The sequence below is a fragment of the Rhodobacter lacus genome, from assembly GCF_042683065.1.
GTDB classification, from domain to species: Bacteria; Pseudomonadota; Alphaproteobacteria; order Rhodobacterales; family Rhodobacteraceae; genus Rhodobacter; species Rhodobacter lacus.
Map to the genome: position 1 here is coordinate 1 of NZ_JBHUIX010000011.1, position 18,148 is coordinate 18,148.

Annotated in this window: 19 protein-coding genes and 1 tRNA gene; 15 read left to right on the forward strand and 5 right to left on the reverse strand. The window is 65.0% G+C overall.

Features of this window, described 5'->3' with window-relative positions; genetic code table 11:
* Positions 1 to 121: 121 nt before the first annotated feature.
* From ACFSM0_RS09575 to ACFSM0_RS09600, 6 genes are all read left to right on the forward strand, one after another.
* Entirely contained in the window at positions 122 to 319 is a 198-nt protein-coding gene (locus ACFSM0_RS09575; protein WP_377389741.1) for a hypothetical protein, read from the forward strand.
* Positions 319 to 972 carry a hypothetical protein gene (locus ACFSM0_RS09580; RefSeq protein WP_377389743.1) on the forward strand — a complete coding sequence of 218 codons (654 nt, stop codon included), beginning with the start codon at positions 319 to 321 and terminating at the stop codon, positions 970 to 972. The genes ACFSM0_RS09575 and ACFSM0_RS09580 overlap by 1 nt, the downstream gene beginning before the upstream one ends.
* Positions 973 to 1,148: 176 nt before the next feature.
* On the forward strand, positions 1,149 to 2,177 hold the full coding sequence (locus ACFSM0_RS09585; protein ID WP_377389745.1) for a site-specific integrase: 1,029 nt from the start codon (positions 1,149 to 1,151) through the stop codon (positions 2,175 to 2,177).
* Between the two features lie 509 nt (positions 2,178 to 2,686).
* Positions 2,687 to 3,175 carry a hypothetical protein gene (locus ACFSM0_RS09590; RefSeq protein WP_377389747.1) on the forward strand — a complete coding sequence of 163 codons (489 nt, stop codon included), beginning with the start codon at positions 2,687 to 2,689 and terminating at the stop codon, positions 3,173 to 3,175.
* Positions 3,172 to 3,381 (forward strand): hypothetical protein, encoded by a 210-nt coding sequence (locus ACFSM0_RS09595; protein WP_377389749.1) that lies wholly within the window; start codon positions 3,172 to 3,174, stop codon positions 3,379 to 3,381. The genes ACFSM0_RS09590 and ACFSM0_RS09595 overlap by 4 nt, the downstream gene beginning before the upstream one ends.
* Positions 3,378 to 4,373, forward strand: a complete 996-nt coding sequence (locus tag ACFSM0_RS09600; protein WP_377389751.1) for a site-specific integrase — start codon at positions 3,378 to 3,380, stop codon at positions 4,371 to 4,373. Before ACFSM0_RS09595 ends, ACFSM0_RS09600 begins: the two co-directional genes overlap by 4 nt.
* A gap of 81 nt (positions 4,374 to 4,454) precedes the next feature.
* Here the strand turns inward: ACFSM0_RS09600 and ACFSM0_RS09605 are convergent.
* Positions 4,455 to 4,528 (reverse strand) — tRNA-Cys (locus ACFSM0_RS09605).
* Positions 4,529 to 4,804: 276 nt separating this feature from the next.
* On the opposite strand from ACFSM0_RS09605, the gene ACFSM0_RS09610 reads away from it, so the two are divergent.
* Both ACFSM0_RS09610 and ACFSM0_RS09615 read left to right on the forward strand, forming a co-directional pair.
* Positions 4,805 to 6,034 carry a putative DNA modification/repair radical SAM protein gene (locus ACFSM0_RS09610; RefSeq protein ID WP_377389752.1) on the forward strand — a complete coding sequence of 410 codons (1,230 nt, stop codon included), beginning with the start codon at positions 4,805 to 4,807 and terminating at the stop codon, positions 6,032 to 6,034.
* Positions 6,034 to 6,870, forward strand: a complete 837-nt coding sequence (locus ACFSM0_RS09615) for a TIGR03915 family putative DNA repair protein (protein WP_377389754.1) — start codon at positions 6,034 to 6,036, stop codon at positions 6,868 to 6,870. The genes ACFSM0_RS09610 and ACFSM0_RS09615 overlap by 1 nt, the downstream gene beginning before the upstream one ends.
* Here ACFSM0_RS09615 and mntR read toward each other — a convergent pair.
* The gene (gene mntR / locus ACFSM0_RS09620) at positions 6,867 to 7,292 is read right to left on the reverse strand and encodes a manganese-binding transcriptional regulator MntR (protein ID WP_377389756.1); all 426 of its coding nucleotides are present in this window, start codon (positions 7,290 to 7,292) and stop codon (positions 6,867 to 6,869) included. The genes ACFSM0_RS09615 and mntR overlap by 4 nt on opposite strands.
* Positions 7,293 to 7,423: 131 nt before the next feature.
* Between mntR and ACFSM0_RS09625 the strand changes: the two genes are divergently transcribed.
* The 6 genes from ACFSM0_RS09625 to ACFSM0_RS09650 all read left to right on the forward strand — a co-directional run bounded on the left by ACFSM0_RS09625 (position 7,424) and on the right by ACFSM0_RS09650 (position 13,568).
* The gene (locus ACFSM0_RS09625; protein WP_377389758.1) at positions 7,424 to 8,719 is read left to right on the forward strand and encodes an Nramp family divalent metal transporter; all 1,296 of its coding nucleotides are present in this window, start codon (positions 7,424 to 7,426) and stop codon (positions 8,717 to 8,719) included.
* A 69-nt stretch (positions 8,720 to 8,788) separates the two neighbouring features.
* Positions 8,789 to 9,184, forward strand: a complete 396-nt coding sequence (locus tag ACFSM0_RS09630; protein WP_377389760.1) for a VOC family protein — start codon at positions 8,789 to 8,791, stop codon at positions 9,182 to 9,184.
* Positions 9,185 to 9,324: 140 nt separating this feature from the next.
* Positions 9,325 to 9,603 (forward strand): N(2)-fixation sustaining protein CowN, encoded by a 279-nt coding sequence (gene cowN, locus ACFSM0_RS09635; protein ID WP_377389762.1) that lies wholly within the window; start codon positions 9,325 to 9,327, stop codon positions 9,601 to 9,603.
* A gap of 121 nt (positions 9,604 to 9,724) precedes the next feature.
* A complete protein-coding gene (locus ACFSM0_RS09640; RefSeq protein ID WP_377389764.1) occupies positions 9,725 to 10,375 on the forward strand; it encodes a protein-L-isoaspartate O-methyltransferase family protein in 651 nt (216 codons plus the stop codon).
* A gap of 109 nt (positions 10,376 to 10,484) precedes the next feature.
* Positions 10,485 to 11,879, forward strand: a complete 1,395-nt coding sequence (locus tag ACFSM0_RS09645) for a TolC family outer membrane protein (protein WP_377389766.1) — start codon at positions 10,485 to 10,487, stop codon at positions 11,877 to 11,879.
* 123 nt (positions 11,880 to 12,002) lie between these two features.
* Positions 12,003 to 13,568, forward strand: a complete 1,566-nt coding sequence (locus ACFSM0_RS09650) for a hypothetical protein (protein WP_377389768.1) — start codon at positions 12,003 to 12,005, stop codon at positions 13,566 to 13,568.
* 74 nt (positions 13,569 to 13,642) lie between these two features.
* Here ACFSM0_RS09650 and ACFSM0_RS09655 read toward each other — a convergent pair whose 3' ends face one another.
* The 3 genes from ACFSM0_RS09655 to ACFSM0_RS09665 form a co-directional block, all read right to left on the reverse strand.
* On the reverse strand, positions 13,643 to 13,963 hold the full coding sequence (locus tag ACFSM0_RS09655; RefSeq protein ID WP_068765522.1) for a DUF6280 family protein: 321 nt from the start codon (positions 13,961 to 13,963) through the stop codon (positions 13,643 to 13,645).
* A gap of 305 nt (positions 13,964 to 14,268) precedes the next feature.
* A complete protein-coding gene (ygfZ, locus tag ACFSM0_RS09660; RefSeq protein ID WP_377389770.1) occupies positions 14,269 to 15,000 on the reverse strand; it encodes a CAF17-like 4Fe-4S cluster assembly/insertion protein YgfZ in 732 nt (243 codons plus the stop codon).
* Positions 15,001 to 15,034: 34 nt separating this feature from the next.
* Positions 15,035 to 16,735, reverse strand: a complete 1,701-nt coding sequence (locus tag ACFSM0_RS09665; RefSeq protein WP_377390566.1) for an ABC transporter ATP-binding protein — start codon at positions 16,733 to 16,735, stop codon at positions 15,035 to 15,037.
* A 204-nt stretch (positions 16,736 to 16,939) separates the two neighbouring features.
* On the opposite strand from ACFSM0_RS09665, the gene ACFSM0_RS09670 reads away from it, so the two are divergent.
* Positions 16,940 to 18,142, forward strand: a complete 1,203-nt coding sequence (locus tag ACFSM0_RS09670) for a pyridoxal-phosphate-dependent aminotransferase family protein (protein WP_377389772.1) — start codon at positions 16,940 to 16,942, stop codon at positions 18,140 to 18,142.
* The last annotated feature ends 6 nt before the right edge of the window (positions 18,143 to 18,148 follow it).

The following is an 18,148-nucleotide window of genomic DNA, read 5'->3' on the forward strand; positions in this document are numbered from 1 at the left end:
GCGCCCGCGGCTGGCTGCAAGGCCACATCACGCGCAGCCTGCTGACCGGCCTCGCCGTGAAGCTCACGCCGCTCGAAGGCCCGCGCCCCGCATGGAGCGACCTCACGACAGGAGCGCCCCGATGAGCCCGCTGTGCCTCGCCCTTGGCCTCGCCACGCTCTGCGCCGCCGCTGCGGGCTTTCATCAAGCCTATGCAACGGCAACTGAGCGCGAGCTCGCCGATGAACCGGGCCGCAGCGCCCGCCTCGGCATCCTCATTCACGGTTCGGCAGGGCTTCTCGCCGCGGGGGCCGCACTGTTTCTGGAAGCGCTCGCGTGATGCGTGGGCTGATCGGCTGTGAGACGAGCGGAGTGATGCGCCGCGCTTTTGCCGCGCGCGGGCATGACATGTGGAGCGTGGATCTCCTGCCCGCCGAAGACGGCAGTAACCGCCACATCACCGGCGATGTGCGCGACTATCTAGGCGAAGGATGGGACTTCCTCGCTGTCTGCCACCCGCCCTGCACCCGGCTGTGCAACAGCGGCGTGCGCTGGTTGCACACCCCGCCGCCCGGTCGGACGCAAGCCGAGATGTGGGCCGAGCTCGACGAGGGCGCCGCGCTCTTCTCGGCTTGCTGGCAGGCGCCGATCACGCGCGTGGCGATCGAGAACCCGGTGATGCACAAACACGCCCGCGCGCGCCTGCCAGCGGATCTGCCGCGGCCCCAGATCGTGCAGCCGTGGTGGTTTGGCGAGCCCGCCTTCAAGGCGACCGGCTGGTATCTGCGCGGGCTGCCCGAGCTGGCGCCCACGAACAAGCTCACCCCGCCCAAGCCCGGCACTGCCGCGCACAAGACATGGAGCGCCGTGCATCGCGCTCCGCCCGGCCCGGAGCGCTGGCGGTTCCGCTCGCGCACCTTCCAAGGCATCGCCGAGGCATGCGCCGTGCAATGGGGCGGCCATGTCGAGCAGCAGGAGGCCCGTTATGGGTAAGTCGGCACCTATCGCCGCTTCCGCCCGCACCGCGGCGCAGTTGCTGGACATGACGCAATCGGAATTTGCACAGCTTGTCGAAGCTGGCGCACTTCCTCGTGGGATCGAAATTGCGCCGGGTGTGGTACGGTGGTCGGCAGACGACCTGCGGCGCATCGTGAGCGGGGAAAAGGCACATGGCCAAATCCAGTGGTAGCCTGATCCACGGCAAGCCTTACCTTAAGGCCACACGCAAAGGTGCGCGGACCTATTATTACTTTGTCATGGGGTCGATGCGTGAGCGAATCAAGGGCGAACCCGGAACCGCCGAGTTCGACGCCGCCTATTGGGCAATTCGTAACGGCAAACACATTGACGCCAAGACCAGCTGGAACGCCGCGATCGACCGGTTACGCAATTCGGACAAATGGGCGGATTTCTCGCCGCGCTATCGCAAAGATCTGGAGCCGGTGCTGGCCTACATCGCCGAGAAAGTCGGCCAGCACGAGGTCTCGCGACTGACCCCGGCGGACATCTACGCCGCGATGGATGCCAACAAACATCGGGTGCGGTTTGCGAATTACCTGCCCGTGACCTTCGCACTCCTTGCCGCCGAGGCGATCCGCGCGGGCTGGATCAAAACAAGCCCTGCCGCTGGCATCGAGCGCCTGCGGATGCCGAAGCACAAACGCAAAGCACATGAGCCATGGCCGGACTGGGCAGTGGCGAAATTCCGCGCCGAGAGCGGGCCCTTGGAGCGGCTGATCTTCGAGGTTGGCATCGGCTCGGTGCAGCGCCCGGCAGACTGGTGCGCTCTCACCTGGGCAGACTATGACGGCACGTCGCTGCGCGTCGTGCAGGGCAAGACCGGCAAGGCACTCACTCTGCCGTGCACGGCGCAACTGCGCGAGGCGCTGGATGCCGAGCGCGCCAAAGCCTTGGCGCTGCCCTCGGTGCAAATCCTGCGCCGCGACGGCAAGCCGCTCAATTACCGAACAATGGCGTGGTGGATGCTGCAAGAGCGAAAGCGCCTCGGGCTCGAGGCCTATGACCTTCACGCCCTGCGCTATCGCGGCGTGATGGAACTCGCATGGGCAGGCTGCACCGACGACGAGATTGCAGCATTTTCGGGGCATGAAACTTTGGCGATGATCCGCAAATATGCTGGCGAGGCGCGGCAGATCATGCGTGCACGTAAGGCGGCAGAGAAGCGGGAGGGCCGATAAAGATTCTGCCTGATCTGTCGGCCCGAGCAGCGAAGAACGGAACGAAAACGAAACAAGAAACCGTCAACCGGGCAGTCAACTTTTTCGGGGCACACTCTTCAAGTCATTGAAAAGCTTGGAGGCGGGTACCGGAATCGAACCGGTCTTCACGGATTTGCAATCCCGCCGATATACTATTGAAAACAATGCCTTAGAATTCTCTACGCACCGCGACAAAACGGGAACGCAAGGGGAACATGATACCGGCTCCCGGAAGCCTAAATCGACCCTCTCCGACCACATCAAGCCCGACCACAAGCGCATGTCGCGGGTGCTGGGCTATTGCCTCTTCCTGAACTCTGTCGATGACTGGCTGAACTTCTCGATCATCGCGCGTGCCCGGCTTTCGGTGATCGAGCGCGGCGCCTTGGGAAGGGGCCTTTGCGCTGGCAGATGTGAAGGGGGCGGAGCTTCTCGACCGCCGCACGATGGCCCTTGTTGGGCGCTCTCTCGCCCTGCGCGGCGAGTGCGTGTTCCTGATCCGGGATCGTCTTCGCGAATTGCCTGACAGCAGGTTCGCTGAGGACGCTTATGCAAGGCTGGTCATTAGGGAGCGGGGTTATTACTGCGACGTTGAGGCTCCCGGTCTGTTCCTGCGCACCTATTGCGCGAATGAAGGGCTCGACTTCGAGCGCGAAATTCAGGCCGCAAAATCGCGGTTCACTTCGCTGCTCAGTGAAGCGCCGCGTTTCCCCTCCTTCCATGATCTTTTGGTGAAGCTGGCCTTTTTCGAAGTCATCATCGGACGTGAGACGAATTTCTTGCAGGTTACGACGCAGGGTGACGGCAAGCCGCATATCCTGCTTGATGTCGACCCCATGCCGATGCCGGGGCGGGTGTCTTGGCTGACCGTTGACCTCAAGGCGCTCTTCGAGCGCTTGCAGCCATTCGTCGGCCGGGACTTCGTGTTCCGCGCGACCGATTACCTCAAAGACCATGCGGAGGGCTCGGCCGAATGACCCGCTTCACTCCCTTCTATGTGAACGAGAAGAACGCCGCCGCCCTGCTGGACATGGGGGTTGCGGAGTTTCGTGCGCATGTGGCGACAGGGCATCTGCCGCGTGGTCATGAGATCGTGCCGGGCGTCTTGCGGTGGGACGCGGAGGCGCTGCGCATGATCGGTCGGGGAGCTGCAGTCGAGGGCATGGGGGGCGTGGACTGGTGAAAAAGTATATCTGGAAACACCCCTCGGGCCGCATCTATTTCCGCAAGACGGGAATGAAGCTGATCCGCATCACGGCGCCGGAAGGCTCCGAAGCGTTTGACCGGCAATATTGGGAGATCCTGACGGGGCGGCATTTCGAGGCGAAGACCTCATGGGCCGCGCTCATGGACGATTACCGGACCTCGGATCGCTGGATGGCCCTCAAGCCGCGCACCCGCGCCGACTATGACAAGGTGATGGACTACCTGCGCGAGAAGATCGGCACCCGGAATGTGAAGGCGCTCACGCGTGCCGATGTTATCGCAGCACAGAAGGCGAATGCGCACCGCACCCGCTTTGCAAACTACATCCCGCAAATGCTGGTGGTTCTCTGCGAGCATGCGATTGATCTTGGCTGGATCCAGAACAATCCGGCTAAGGGAGTGCGGGCGCTCAAGACCCCAGCCGAGCGGCGTCAAGAACATTTGCCGTGGCCGGATTGGGCGGTGGAGAAGTTCCGCGCTGAGGCGAGCGAGCTGTGCCGCCTGATCTTCGAGATTGGCGTCGGCAGCGTCCAGCGCCCGGGCGACTGGGTTGGCTTCCGCTGGGGCGACTATGATGGCGATTCGCTGACCCTTCGCCAGAACAAAACCGACAAACCCTTGGTGCTGCCCTGCACGGATCAGCTGAAGGATGCGCTCAACCGCACCAAGGCCGCGCTTGGCGTTGTGCCGATTGCAGCCCGCCCGATCCTGATCAAGCGTGACGGCAACCCGATCAGCTATCGCTACATGGCTGATTTGATGCTGAAAGAGCGCAAACGGCTCGGGCTCGAAGCTTATGATCTGCACGCCCTGCGCTATCGCGGAGTGAAGGAATTGGCATGGGCAGGCTGCGATGACGACGAGATCGCCGCCTATTCGGGTCATGCCACGAAAGAGATGATTGCGAAGTACGCGGGCGAGGCGCGCCAAGAGATGCGTGCGCGCCAAGCGCGGGAGAAGCGGCAATGAACGGAACAAGTACAGAACGAAAACCTGATACCCTCGGTGATACCCTCAGGGCTGACGCTTTCACTAAGCCATTGAAAAGCTTGGAGGCGGGTACCGGAATCGAACCGGTCTTCACGGATTTGCAATCCGCTGCGTAACCTCTCCGCCAACCCGCCGAGAGCTTGGACTGATTAGTTTTTTCCGGCGCGATGGTCAAGCGGTTATCACGCATGCTCTCGCGTTCCGGCGCGGGCTCGTTTTTCCAGCGGCTCAGGCCTGCAAGAAGGGCGCCGCACGGCTCACCCCGCGCCGGCTCAAACGCAGATCCCCTCACTCTTGCAAGCCAGCCCCCGCGCGGGGGAGGGGAGAGGCGTGCGTGAGCCTTCGATGGCATGGGTGCGCGGCGCCGGATCGCCCTTGCACCGATGCGCGCAAGAACATACCATGAACGCATGACCGTGAGAACGCTTTCTGAAAAGCTCGCACTGCTTGCCGACGCGGCGAAATATGACGCCTCCTGCGCTTCATCGGGGGGCGAACGGCGGCAATCGCGCGATGGCAAGGGCTTTGGCTCCTCGGGCGGCGCGGGGATCTGCCACGCCTGGGCCCCCGACGGGCGCTGCATCTCCTTGCTGAAGATCCTGCTCACCAATTTCTGCATCTATGATTGCGCCTATTGCATCAACCGGGCCTCAAGCGGGGTCGAGCGCGCACGTTTCACCCCGGAAGAGGTCGTGTCGCTGACGGTCGAGTTTTACCGGCGCAATTATATCGAAGGGCTGTTCCTCTCCTCGGGCATCATCCGCTCGCCCGACGAGACCATGGCAGAGATGGTGCGCGTGGTGCGGATGTTGCGCGAGCGCGAGCATTTTCGCGGTTATATCCACCTGAAAACCATCCCCGATGCCGCGCCCGAACTGATTGCCGAGGCCGGGCGATGGGCGGACCGGCTCTCGATCAATGTCGAGCTGCCGACCGAGACCGCGCTCGCAAGCCTTGCCCCCGAAAAGTCTCTGCGCACCATCCATGGCGCGATGGCCAAGGTGAAAGCGGGCCATGAGGCGGCGAAGGATCGCACCGCGCGCGGCACGAAGGCGCCGCGTTTTGCCCCCGCCGGGCAATCGACACAGATGATCATCGGCGCCGATCCTGCGACCGATGGCCAGATCCTGCGCCGCTCAGCCCGGCTTTATGGCGATTTCGCGCTGCGCCGGGTCTATTATTCCGCCTTCTCGCCGATCCCCGATGCGGCCCGCACGCTGCCGCTCATTCGCCCGCCGCTGGCGCGCGAGCACAGGCTTTATCAGGCCGATTGGCTGATGCGGAATTACGGGTTTGCGGCAGAGGAAATCACCCCCGAGGCGGCGATGCTCGACCTTGAGATCGACCCGAAGCTGGCCTGGGCTTTGGCGCATCGCGCGCTCTTTCCGCTCGATCTGAACCGGGCGCCGCGCGAATTGCTGTTGCGCGTGCCCGGGCTTGGCCCACGCAGCGTGGCGCGGATTTTGGCCGCGCGTCGGCACCGGACCCTGCGCTATGAGGATCTCAAGGCGATTGGCTGCGTGATCGGCAAGGCCGAACCGTTCATCAGCCTGCCGGGCTGGTCCCCCCGCGCCCTGCCCGATGCCGAAAACCTGCGGGCGCGCTTTGCGCCACCGCCGGAACAGTTGAGCCTGTTCTGATGCAGGTGGTTTTGCCCCGCATCGGCACGGTGGCCGCCTGGCGGGCGGAGGCACGCCGGCTGGCCACCGCAGGCGTTATGCCCGAGACGGTGCTTTGGTCGGTGGGCGAGGCCGCGCCCGATCTCTTTGCCCAGAGCCCTGCCCCGCGCGCCGCCTCGGCCCCGGTCCGGCTACCCCGCGCCGCGGTGGAGAGCATCGAGACCGCAGTGATGCATGCCGACCCGGAACGTTTTGCGCGCGCCTATGCGCTGGTTCTGCGATTGGCGCGGCAGGAGGTCATTTGGGGCGACCGATCCGACCCCGCCCTGCGCCGCCTGCTGGAACAGGAGAAGGCGGTCCGCCGCGACATTCATCAGATGCATGGCTTTGTGCGGTTTCGCGAGGTGACCCCGCCGGGGGCGAACCGGCGCGCCTTTGCCGCGTGGTTCGAGCCCGCGCATCACATTCTTGAGGCCGCAGCCCCCTTCTTTGCGCGCCGCTTTGGCGACATGGATTGGCTGATCGCCACGCCCACGCTTTCCGCGCGCTTCGAGGCGGGAGAGCTTGAAATCCTTGAAACCGCAAACCGCGCCGCACCGCCCGAGGATGCGACAGAGGCGCTGTGGCAGGTCTATTTTGCCAATATCTTCAACCCGGCGCGGCTGATGGTGAGCGCGATGACATCGCATATGCCGCGCAAGACATGGAAGAACCTGCCCGAGGCCGCGCTGATCCCGGATCTCATCCGCACCGCCCCCGAACGCGTGGCCGCGATGCAGGCCGCCGCCGCGGCCGCTCCGGGGCCAAAGCTGCAACGTCGCCTTGAGGCGATTTCGGCGCAGCGCAAGGGCCGTTAGCGGCGCGCCAAAAACGCTTCGAACGCGCGCAGAGTCACGTCTGACACATGGTGCTCGAGCCCCTCGGCGTCGATCTCTGCCGTCTCCTGCGGCACGCCAACGGCAACGAGCAGATCAACAACAACGCGGTGGCGCGCGCGCACGCGCGCGGCGAGCGCCGCGCCCGCCTCTGTCAGAAACACGCCGCGATAGGGGCGCGAAACCGCAAGCCCCTCGCGCTTGAGGCGCGCAACAGCCTTGGTCGCGGTGGGATGCGTCACCCCCATGCGCGCGGCGATATCGGTGATCCGCGCCTCGCCCATCGCCTGCGCGAGGTCGTCGATCATCTCGGCGTAATCCTCCAGCACCGCAACGCTTTGCGCCGCGCGCGCCTGGCAAAACCGCTCCGCGATCGGCCCCTCGGGCGGAATATCCTCGCTCATCTGACGTCCTCCGGTGCTCCTTTTTACAACTTTGCACGGATTTTGCAAACCGTTCACGAAGATGCGTTTCAATGCCGTTTGACAGAAATTTAGCCAAGGCTATAAATTTCGGGGCAACAAGAGGATCCGGCATGAGCGAAGATCGCACGATGAGCGGACGCACCCGCGCCACGATGGCCGCGGTGATTGGCGGCGAACGTCGTGGCCCGCTCGCCTTTTTGGCTTTTGTCGGCCCCGCGGTGGTTGCCTCGGTCGCGTATATGGACCCCGGCAATTATGCGACGAACATTCAGGCGGGCGCAGGCTATGGCTATACGCTGCTGTGGGTGGTGCTGCTCGCCAATATGATTGCGATGCTGTTTCAGGCGCTCTCTGCCCGTCTTGGCATTGTCACCGGGCGCAACCTTGCCGAACTCAGCCGCGACCATCTGCCCTTCCCGGTGGTGCTGGCGATGTGGTTTGTCAGTGAAATCGCTGCGATGGCCACCGACCTTGCCGAGTTTCTGGGCGGCGCCATCGGGCTCTCGCTGCTGCTCGGCATTCCGCTCATCTGGGGCATGGCGATCACCGCGGTGATCACCTATGCGATCTTGATGATGGAGGGGGTGGGCTTCCGCCCGATGGAGATTGTGATCGGCGCGCTCGTCGGGTTGATCGGGCTTTGCTACATGGCCGAGATCGTGATCGCGCCGATCGACTGGGAGGCGGCAGGGCTCGGCCTTGTGACCCCCGATCTTCCCGATGCGCAGGCGCTTACCATTGCCGTCGGCATCATCGGGGCGACCGTGATGCCGCATGCAATCTTTCTGCATTCCGGCCTGACACAAAACCGCGCCGTGCTCCATAACGACGAGGAACGCCGCCGCGTGGTGAAGATCTCCAACACCGAGGTTGTGGTGGCGCTCGCGGTGGCAGGCATGATCAATATGGCGATGGTGATGATGGCGGCTTCGGCCTTCCACAACGGCCATGCCGAAGTGGCCGAAATCGAAACCGCCTATCACACGCTCACCCCGCTTCTCGGCGCCGCCGCAGCCGGCGCGTTCCTGGTCTCGCTGATCGCCTCGGGGATCTCCTCCTCCGTTGTCGGCACCATGGCGGGGCAGTTGATCATGCAGGGCTTTTTGCGCGTTACCATCCCGCTTTGGGTGCGGCGTGCGGTGACGATGGCGCCCGCCTTTGCGGTGGTGCTCGCGGGCGTCAATGCCACGCAGGCGCTGGTGATGAGCCAGGTGGTGCTTTCGATCGCGTTGCCGGTGCCGATGCTGGCGTTGCTGTGGCTGATCCGCAGACCCGACGTGATGGGCGATTTCGTGCCGCGCCAAGCCACGCTCGCTGTGGCCGGGATCGGCGCGGCGCTGGTGCTCAGCCTCAACTTCGTGCTGCTTGCCGCCGCTTTCGGCTTTGAACTCCCCTTCCTTGGCTGACCCCGTCCGCGCATGCCCCCTTGCGCCCCCGCGCCCCGCTTGCGAGGGTCGCGCCAAACGGAGGGCACCATGGCCAAGATGATCCATTCGATGATCCGCGTGCGCGACGAGGCACGCGCGCTTGCATTCTACGACACCGCCTTCGGGCTGAAGGTGAAGGACAGGCTCGATTTTCCGACCTTCACCCTGATCTATCTCGCGAACGCCGAAACGACGTTCGAGCTTGAACTGACAGTGAACAAGGACCGCAGCGAGCCCTATGCGCTTGGCGACGGCTACGGGCATCTTGCGGTCTCGGTCGCCGATGTGGCCGCCGAACACGCGCGGCTTGAGGCGGCCGGGCTCAACCCGCGCAAGATCGTCGATTTCGCCCCGGCCGGGGAGGTGATCGCGCGGTTCTTCTTCATCGCCGACCCCGATGGCTACCAGATCGAGGTGCTTGAGCGCGCCGGGCGCTATCTCTGAGACGATTGGCGCAGATCTTGCTGCATCGCCCGCGGGATGCGACAGATCCCCCGCGGGCGAGGGAATTGTCGCGGAACCGACAGAATCCGGGCTCGGACCGCGACAAAGCCGCGGCCGGGCGCGCAAGACAGGACTGCAAGATGAACGACGAGACCCCCGACCGCTATGTGACCTTTCTCGGCCTCGCCTGCGACGCCAAGGCCGACCGCCTGTTCCAGATGCTGCAAGCGCGGATGGCAGGAAACGACTCGCGCTGGGTGGCCTATTTCGAGAAGAAACTGGCCGAAAACGAGCGCATGGGGCATGACATGCTGCGCTTTGTCGGCTCTCAGGTGAATGCGCTGATGAGCTTTTTCGAGGAAGAAGACGACGAAGAGGCGCTGGCGCTGCTCTATCATCTCGAACATCACTGCTGTTGAGGCACGGCAAGACCCGGTGCACCACGGTATGCAAAAGCGCCGCAGCGCGCTGCTCCGCCGTTGCCCCGCTCCGGTTTCTGTGGCAAAACCGCGCAACGCAACCCAGTGAGAGAGTTGACCCATGCAGGATTTTGCCACCCGCCGCACCATGATGGTCGACACCCAGGTGCGTCCGAATGACGTCACCAAATTTCCGATCATCGAGGCGATGCTGAGCGTGCCGCGCGAGGATTTTGTGCCCGCGGCCCGGCGCGAGGCGGCCTATGTGGGCGAGACCCTGCCGCTTGAGGGCGGCCGGGTGCTGCTTGAGCCGCGCAACTTTGCCAAGATGCTCGACGCGATCAATATTCAGCCGAGCGATCTGGTGCTCGATATCGGCGCCGGCATGGGCTATTCGAGCGCGGTGATCGCGCGCATGGCCGAGGCGGTCGTGGCGCTTGAAAGCGCCGAGATGGCGCCCAAGGCCGAGGCGCAGCTTGCGGTGCACGATGTCGACAATGCCGCCGTGGTGGCCGGAGCGCTCGCCGAGGGCGCGCCGAAGCATGGCCCCTATGACGCAATCGTGATCGAGGGTGGTGTGGAGCAAGTTCCCGCCGCAATCGAGGCGCAACTGAAAGAAGAGGGCCGGATCGTGGCCATCTTCATGGAAGGGGCGCTCGGAACCGCGCGTCTGGGCCGCAAGATCGACGGCGTGGTGGTGTGGCGCGATATCTTCAATGCCGCGGCACCTGTGCTCGAAGGCTTCACATTGGCGAAAGAATTCGTACTCTGATTGCAAAACGGTGCTATCCGGGTCATATCGACGAAACTGAATACTTCCCCGTTGCACCGGGGCAAAGCCGATCGCACAAGCGACACCGGCGACGGAGCGAGGACCGAGCATGACGCGCAAGACGATGAAACCCCTTCTTCTGGCCATGGTTGCAGGGCTGGGGCTGGTTGCGGGCCCGGGTGCGGCAAGCGCCGAAACACTGGCGGATGCGCTTGTCTCGGCCTATCGCAACTCGCATCTGCTTGAGCAGTATCGCTCCACGCTCGCCGCCGCGGATGAAGATGTCGCGCAAGCGATCGCCGATCTGCGCCCGGTGGTGCAATGGGGGCTTGAGCTGGCCTCGCAGCGCTGCGACTACCCGACCACCTCCTGTGCCTATATGCACGACTGGACCGAAATCCAGACCGCGCTGACGGTCTCGGCCAGCTGGACCCTGTTCGATTTCGGCCGCACGCAATACAATATCGGCATCCAGAAAGAGACCGTGCTCGCCACCCGCGAGGCGCTGCGCTCGACCGAGCAAAGCGTGCTGCTCTCCGCTGTTGCGGCCTATGCCAACGCCAAGGCTGCCGCCGAACAGGTGGCGATCAACGAGAACTCGGTCCGGGTGATCGGCGAACAGCTCAAGGCGACGCAAGACAAGTTCGACGTTGGCGAGGTGACGCGCACCGATGTGGCGCAGGCAGAAGCCTCGCTCGCGGGCGCCCGCGCCTCGCTCTCGTCTGCACAGGGCACCTACAAGGCGGCGCGCGAGTCCTACAAGGCCGCGATCGGCCATTACCCGGACCGGCTCTCGGGCCTGCCCAAGGCGCCGCGCCTGCCGAAATCTGGCGATGAGGCCACGCAAACCGCGCTGCGCCTGCACCCGTCGATCAAACAGGCACAGCATCAGGTTGCCGCCTATGACCTTGGCGTCGCGCTCGCGGATGCGCAGCGCAACCCGACCATCACCGGCTCGCTCGGCTATGGCAATAATGACGGCTATGGCCATTCTGGCGCCGCCAGCGTGACGATGAGCCAGACCATCTATTCGGGCGGGGCGATCTCTTCCGCGCGGCGCCAGGCGATTATCAACCGCGAGGGGGCCCGCGCGGGCCTGCGCCAGCAAGGTGTGACCGTGGCGCAGTCGGTTGCCAATTCCTACGCGATGATCGACGTCTATCGCGCCCAGATCAGCGCTTATCAGGAACAGATCCGCGCCGCCGACATCGCGTATCGCGGCGTGAAGGAAGAGGCAACGCTCGGCGCGCGCACCACTCTCGACGTGCTCGACGCCGAACAGGACCTGCTGGATGCCCGCGCCTCGCTGATTACGGCAGAAGCTGATCTGCAGGTAGGATATTATCAACTTTTGTCCGATATGGGTCTTTTGACGGTAGAAGACCTCAAGCTCGGGATCCCCACCTATGATCCCGCAGCATACTACAATGCGGTGCAGAAAGCGCCTCTGAGCGTCCAAGGCGAGCGCCTTGATCGCGTGCTGCGAGCCATCGGCAAGCAATGAGCTTGCGCGGGGCACGCGTGTTGGGTGCCGACCTGCGCCGATCGGGCAACAGCCCGGTTGTGAGGGATTCTGCTTTCGTAAACAGGCTGGACAGAAGGTCAGCCAGATCGCAGGATTGAGGGCATGATGTCGGAAACCGAAACGAATATCGAAATCGAAGACGTGCTGGCGTCGATTCGGCGGCTGGTGTCGCGTGATGCGCCTCGTCCGGTGGGCGGCGCATCCCATCGCAGCGCGCTTGCCGTGGCCCGGCGCCCCGTGCCCGAGGAAACCGCCGTTGCGGCTGAAGTTGCAACGACAGAGACCCTGCTGGCCGAGCCCCCGGCCGTTGTTTCACCGGTGTCCGAGCTGGTCGCGCCTGAGCCCCTGCCGCCCGAAGCCGCACCCGAAGCCGCAACGGAAGCCGCAACGGACGATGATCTGAGCCCGGTCGCGCCTTCGGCTTCGGAGCTTTCCGACGCGGAGGCCGCGCCGGCAGACGATCTGGCCACGCCGGACGTGATCGCCGCCGCCGAAGAGAGCGACACGGCGCCCGAGGTGGAGATGGCAATCGAAGCCGAGGCCGTGGACGACATCGCGGCGCAAACCGCTGTGGAAGATGAGGCCCCTGCCACTGTGCATGATCACTTTCTGGTTCTGACCCCCTCGTTGCGGGTCGAGGCCGCGCCCGAACCCACCCGCCCGATGACCGAGGCCGAACGGCTGCTGGCCGAGGCGGAAGCCGCGCTGGCGGAGACCGGCGCCCTGCTCGAAGATGCGTCGAGCGCGCTCGACGTCGAGGCGGAAACGCTGGAAGACGAAGACGATGCCGGCCCGCTCGATCTGGGCGACGAGCTGAGCCGTCTTGAGAGCACGATTGCCGAACTCGAAGCGGCCGTGGCCGAGAGCGGTATCGACTTCGAGCCCGAAGAGGGGCATCCGTTTCGGGCGGCGGGGGCGGCTCCGCTCACCGAACTGCCCGAAGCGTTCGACGAGGAGGCGCTGCAGGTCGCTGCTGCGGCAGAAGAAGACGATCAGAGCGCTGTGGTGGACGATCTTCCCGCGGGGGCCGAAACCGAGGCGATGCTGGTCGCACTTGCCGAACAGGCCGCAGCCGAGCTGAGCGCCGAGACCGACGTGCTTGACGCCGAGGAGATCTCCGAAGAGCTGACCGCGGAAGACGGTGACGTTGCGACCGAGGCGGAAGAGTTTGTCGACCCCGATCTGCGCGAGGCGGCTTGGGGCGCGGAAACATCGGTCGGCATGGACTGGGCCGAAGCGACGCTGAACCTTGCCAGCGGCGCCGCACGCACGCGGCTCAGCCTCGAAGACGCCGAGGAAGTCGAGCAGCACGTTGCCACGCGGCGCTCAAGCTATGACAGCCTGCGCGAGAGCCTCGAGGACGAGGCGGAGTTTGCCGAAGACATCCGCTCCGAATGCGATGAGGAAATTGCGCTCGAGGAAACGCTCTCGGTCGAAGAGATCGCCGCCGAAGAATTTGCTGCGCAAGAGGAGGCGCGTGCCGACCTGACGACGACCACGAGCGTCATGCCGCAACCGCAGCTTGACGAGGCCGCGCTGCGCGCGATGGTGGCGCAGCTCGTGCGCGACGAATTGCGTGGCACGCTCGGCGAACGCATCACCCAGAATGTGCGCAAGCTGGTGCGCCGCGAAATCCAGCGCGCGCTGATGGGCCAGGCCTACGACTGAGCCCGCCACACGTGCCCAAAACACGAACGGCGCGCCAGGGGCGCGCCGTTCGTTCGTAAAGCCTTCGCTGCGGCTCAGGCCGCCTCGGCTTCTTCCGCCGCCATGCGCCGTTCGCTCTCTTCGCGCGACAGCGCCACAGAGGTGCGCACGCCTTTCGAGACGAATTCCATCAGGCCTTTCACCACGCGTTCGTTCGGGTCGATCCCGGCGCAGGAGAGCACTTCGCGCCCGTCGCGCGAGCGCGCCCAGCGGGCGATCTGCTCCGGTCCGTTGCCGTATTTCTTGTCATCGGCAATCGCATCATCGAGCGCGGCCAGAACGACGGCGGCAAAAAGCTTCCGCGCCCGCTGTCCTTGCTCATAGTTGAATGCGGAGCCGTCAACGAAATCGCGCATTTTTCGTCCTTTTTATTGCTCTTGCGTTTCCTGGCGTGGCGGCCATGTAGGGCGCTTGGGCGCCGATTCGATATGCCCTGGAAGGCATGGCCGCCATGCGATTGGCGCATAGGTTGGGTCTGCAGAGGCTCTATTTAGCGGCTGTTAACGAGAACAACCGCGCATATATGGTCGGTTTGACCAGTCGTTCAAGGTTTTTCGGGCAAAAACACGGGCTGAACAGGGTTTGCCTCACGCCGATGTGTGTGCCGGAATGCAAGAGCCCGTTAACGCCAAGAGCCCCATTCTCACGGAAATGTGAGCGCCTACAGAGGCAACGCATGCAGTCGCGCCGCCCCGGCGGCAAGCGGGCCTGCAAGCGCGTCATGGCGGATATGCGCCAGCGCATGACCGCCCGATTGCGTGTAGAGCGTGCCGACCACCCGCCCCTCCGCCTCGATCGGGGTGCCCACCGGCGCCGCCCCCTCGATCGCGAGCCGAACGAGCCCCTTGCGCAGCTCGGTCTTGTGTTTCATCCGCGCCGTCACCTCTTGCCCGACGTAACAGCCCTTGCGGAAATCCACGCCATGAAGCCGCTCGAACCCGGCTTCAAGGATATAGGTCTCGGGCGTGAGTTCGATCCCGGTTTCGGGGATCAGATGCGCAACGCGGATCGCCGCCCAGTCGCTGCCATCATCGCCCGCATGCGCCCCGTAAAGGCGCCAGCCCAGCTCAGGCGCGCGCGGGTCCATCACCGCGCCTTCGGGCGCAGGGCCGGTGCCGCGCGCAAGCTGCAGCGCTGAGGGCGTGATCGCCACATCGGCGCGCAGCTTGTACATCATCAGCCGCTTCACGGTGGCCTCGGCAATGCTCTCGTCAATATCGAGCAACACCGCCTCCCCCCACGGCACGAGGAAGAAATCCGCCAGATATTTGCCCTGCGGCGTCAGCAAGGCGGCATAGAGCGGCCCCTGCGCGAGCTTTTTCACGTCATTGCTGACAAGCCCTTGCAGGAAATGCTCCCGATCCGGCCCGGTGATTTCGTAGATCTTGCGCATCGTCCCCTCCTCAGCCCGATATGGGGCGGGCCTCTCATTCGACAAGCTGCATCCGGCAGAGCCCGGCATAGGCGCCGCCCAGCGCCAGAAGCGCGTCATGCGTGCCTTCCTCGACCACCTGCCCCTCGACGATCACGACGATCTTGTCGGCATCGCGCACGGTGGAGAGCCGATGCGCGATCACAAGCGTGGTGCGGCCTTGCGAAAGCTCGGAAAGCGCCTGCGCCACCTTGGCCTCGGAGGCGGTATCAAGCGCCGAGGTCGCCTCATCGAGCAGCAGGATCGGGGCATCGCGCAAGACTGCGCGCGCAATCGCCACACGTTGCCGCTGCCCGCCCGAAAGCGCCGAGCCGCGCGGCCCGGCGGGAGTGTCGAGCCCCTGCGGCAGCCCCGCAACAAATTCGCTCACATAGGCCACGTCGAGCGCGCGCGCGAGCGTTGCCGCGTCAACATCCTTGCGCCCCAGCAACACGTTCTCCCGGATCGTCTCGTCAAAGAGCGCCGAATCCTGCGTCACGGTGGCAAAGAGCGCGCGCAGCGCCGCCAGATCAAGCGCCGTCACCGGCACCCCGCCGACCGAAATCGTGCCGCCCTGCGCATCGACAAGCCGGGTCAGAAGGTTGAACACGCTTGATTTCCCGGCGCCCGAAGGGCCCACAAGCGCCGTTGTCTTGCCCGCCTCTGCGGTAAAGCTCAGGCCGCGCAGCACCGGCTTCGGGCCATAGGCAAACTGCACCGCCTCAAAACGGATCGCGGTGGTTGCAGGGAGTGCCACGGGCCGCGCGGGGGCGGCGACGGCGGGGCGAATGTCGAACACGCGGTAAAGCCGCTCAAGGCTCGCCGCGGCGGTCTGCCACGTCCCCGCAAGCCCGCCAAGCCGGCGCAGCGGCTGGAACGCCAGCGCCATCGCGGTGAAGAACGACATGAACTCGCCTACCGAGCGTTTCCCCTCGGCGATCTCCGGCCCGCCAAGGACCAGCACGGCAAAAAAGCCGATCCCCGTTACCGCGTCGATCATCCCCGGGACCATGGATTGCGAGACCGCCATCTTGACCATCAGCTTGCGGATCCGCGCCACCAGCCGGTCGAACCGGCCGATCTGATACTCTTCCATCTGGTAGAGCTTGACCGCGGAGACGCCGTGGAACACCTCGTCAAGCCGGGTCGCCCGGGCCCCGGCCTCGGCGCGCATCTGCCGGGTCTTGCGGCGGATATAGCGCTGTGCGAGCGAGGTCGGCACAATGAGAAGCGGCGCCCCGATCAGCGCGGCAGCGGTCCAGCGCCAGTCAATCGCAATGGCCACGGCAAAAAGCGAGATCAGCGCCACGATATCGCGCCCCGCCCCGGTGATGAAGATCGACCAGACGCCCTGCACCGCGAGCGTGTCCCCCTGCACGCGCTCGATCAGCGCACCGGGCGGGTTTTCCTGAAAGAAGCTCTGATCGAGCCGCAGGATATGGCGCAAAAGGTCCACCTGCATCGCGGTCGAGGAGCGCTGCGCCACATCGGTCAGGAGCGCCTTCGCCGCCACGGAGGTGAGCGCGCGCATCAAAAACAGCCCGAGGATGCCGCCGCCAACAAGCCAGATCAGCCCGGATTGCCCCTCGGTAAAAACCTTGTCGAACAGCGGCTCCAGCATCCAGCTCAGCACGCCAAGGCAGCCGCCCTCGATCGCCATGAGCACCCCGGCGAACGCCATTTTCGGCCAGTGCCGCCCCAGATATCCGCGCCACATCCGCGAAAAGAGCGCGCGCGAGCCATAGGCGGGGTCGGTCTGATCGGTCACGCTGTCCTCACGCCTGCTGGAATTGAGAAAACGGCATAGCGCGATTGCGCCCCCCCAGCAAGGCGGCCACCGCTTTGTGACGGTTACAACAGCGCCCGTTGACCCCCTCGCCGCACCGGATTACGGCTGAGCCGTCCCACACAGGAGAGCCCGATGAGCCTCGCGCATGGTCGTTCCTATCTCGCCATTCCCGGCCCCTCGGTGATGCCCGAGCGGGTGCTGGCGGCGATGCACCGCTCGGCGCCCAATATCTACGAGGGCGATCTGGTGGATCTGACCGCGCAGGTGGTGGCGGATCTGCGCCGCGTGGCGATGAGCACCAGCCATGTGGCGATTTATATCACCAACGGGCATGGCACCTGGGAGGCATCGGTCGCGAACCTGTTTTCGCGCGGCGACAAGGTGCTTTCGCTGCAAACCGGTCGCTTCGGCCAAGGCTGGGCGGCGCATGCCGCGGCGATGGGGGTGACGGTCGAAGCGCTCGATTTCGGGCTGAAAACGCCGGTCGACCCTGCCCGGGTCGAGGCCGCCTTGCGCGCGGACAGGGGCCACGAGATCAAGGTGGTGTTTCTCACCCATGTCGATACCGCAACCTCGATCCGCAACGATGTCGCGGCGGTGCGCGCGGCGCTGGATGCCGCCGGGCATCCGGCCCTTCTGGCGGTCGACTGCATCGCCTCGCTCGCCTGCGATGAATTCCGGTTTGACGACTGGGGCGTCGATGTGATGCTCGCGGCGAGCCAGAAGGGGCTGATGGTGCCGCCGGGGCTCGGCTTCGTCTGGGTCTCGGACAAGGCCGTCGCGGCCGCGCACAAGGCCGATCTGCGCACTCCCTATTGGGATTGGGGCCCGCGGCTCGCGCCGGAATTCTACTACCAGCATTTTTGCGGCACCGCGCCGACGCATCATCTGTTCGGCATGGCGGAATCGCTCAAGATGATCCTCGACGAAGAAGGGCTCGCGCAGGTCTGGGCGCGCCACCGCGCGCTGGCGCGGGCCGTGGCCGCGGCGTTCGAGACGTGGGGCGAAGCGGGCGAGATCGCGCTCAACGTCGCCGATCCGGCATCGCGCGCGGCCTCGGTCACCGCGGCGCGGATCGGCAACGGCGGCGCACAGCGGCTGCGCACTTGGTGCGAGCAAAGCGCGGGTGTGACGCTCGGCATCGGGCTGGGCATGGCAGAGCCGGGCAGCGCAACCGCGGGGGACTTTCTGCGCGTCGCCCATATGGGCCATGTCAATGCGCATATGACGCTGGGCGTGCTCGCGGTGATGGAGGCGGGGATGCAGGCCCTTGCCATCCCGCATGGCGCGGGCGGCATTCAGGCGGCAGCGGCGGTGATTGCCGCCGAGGCCTGAGCGACG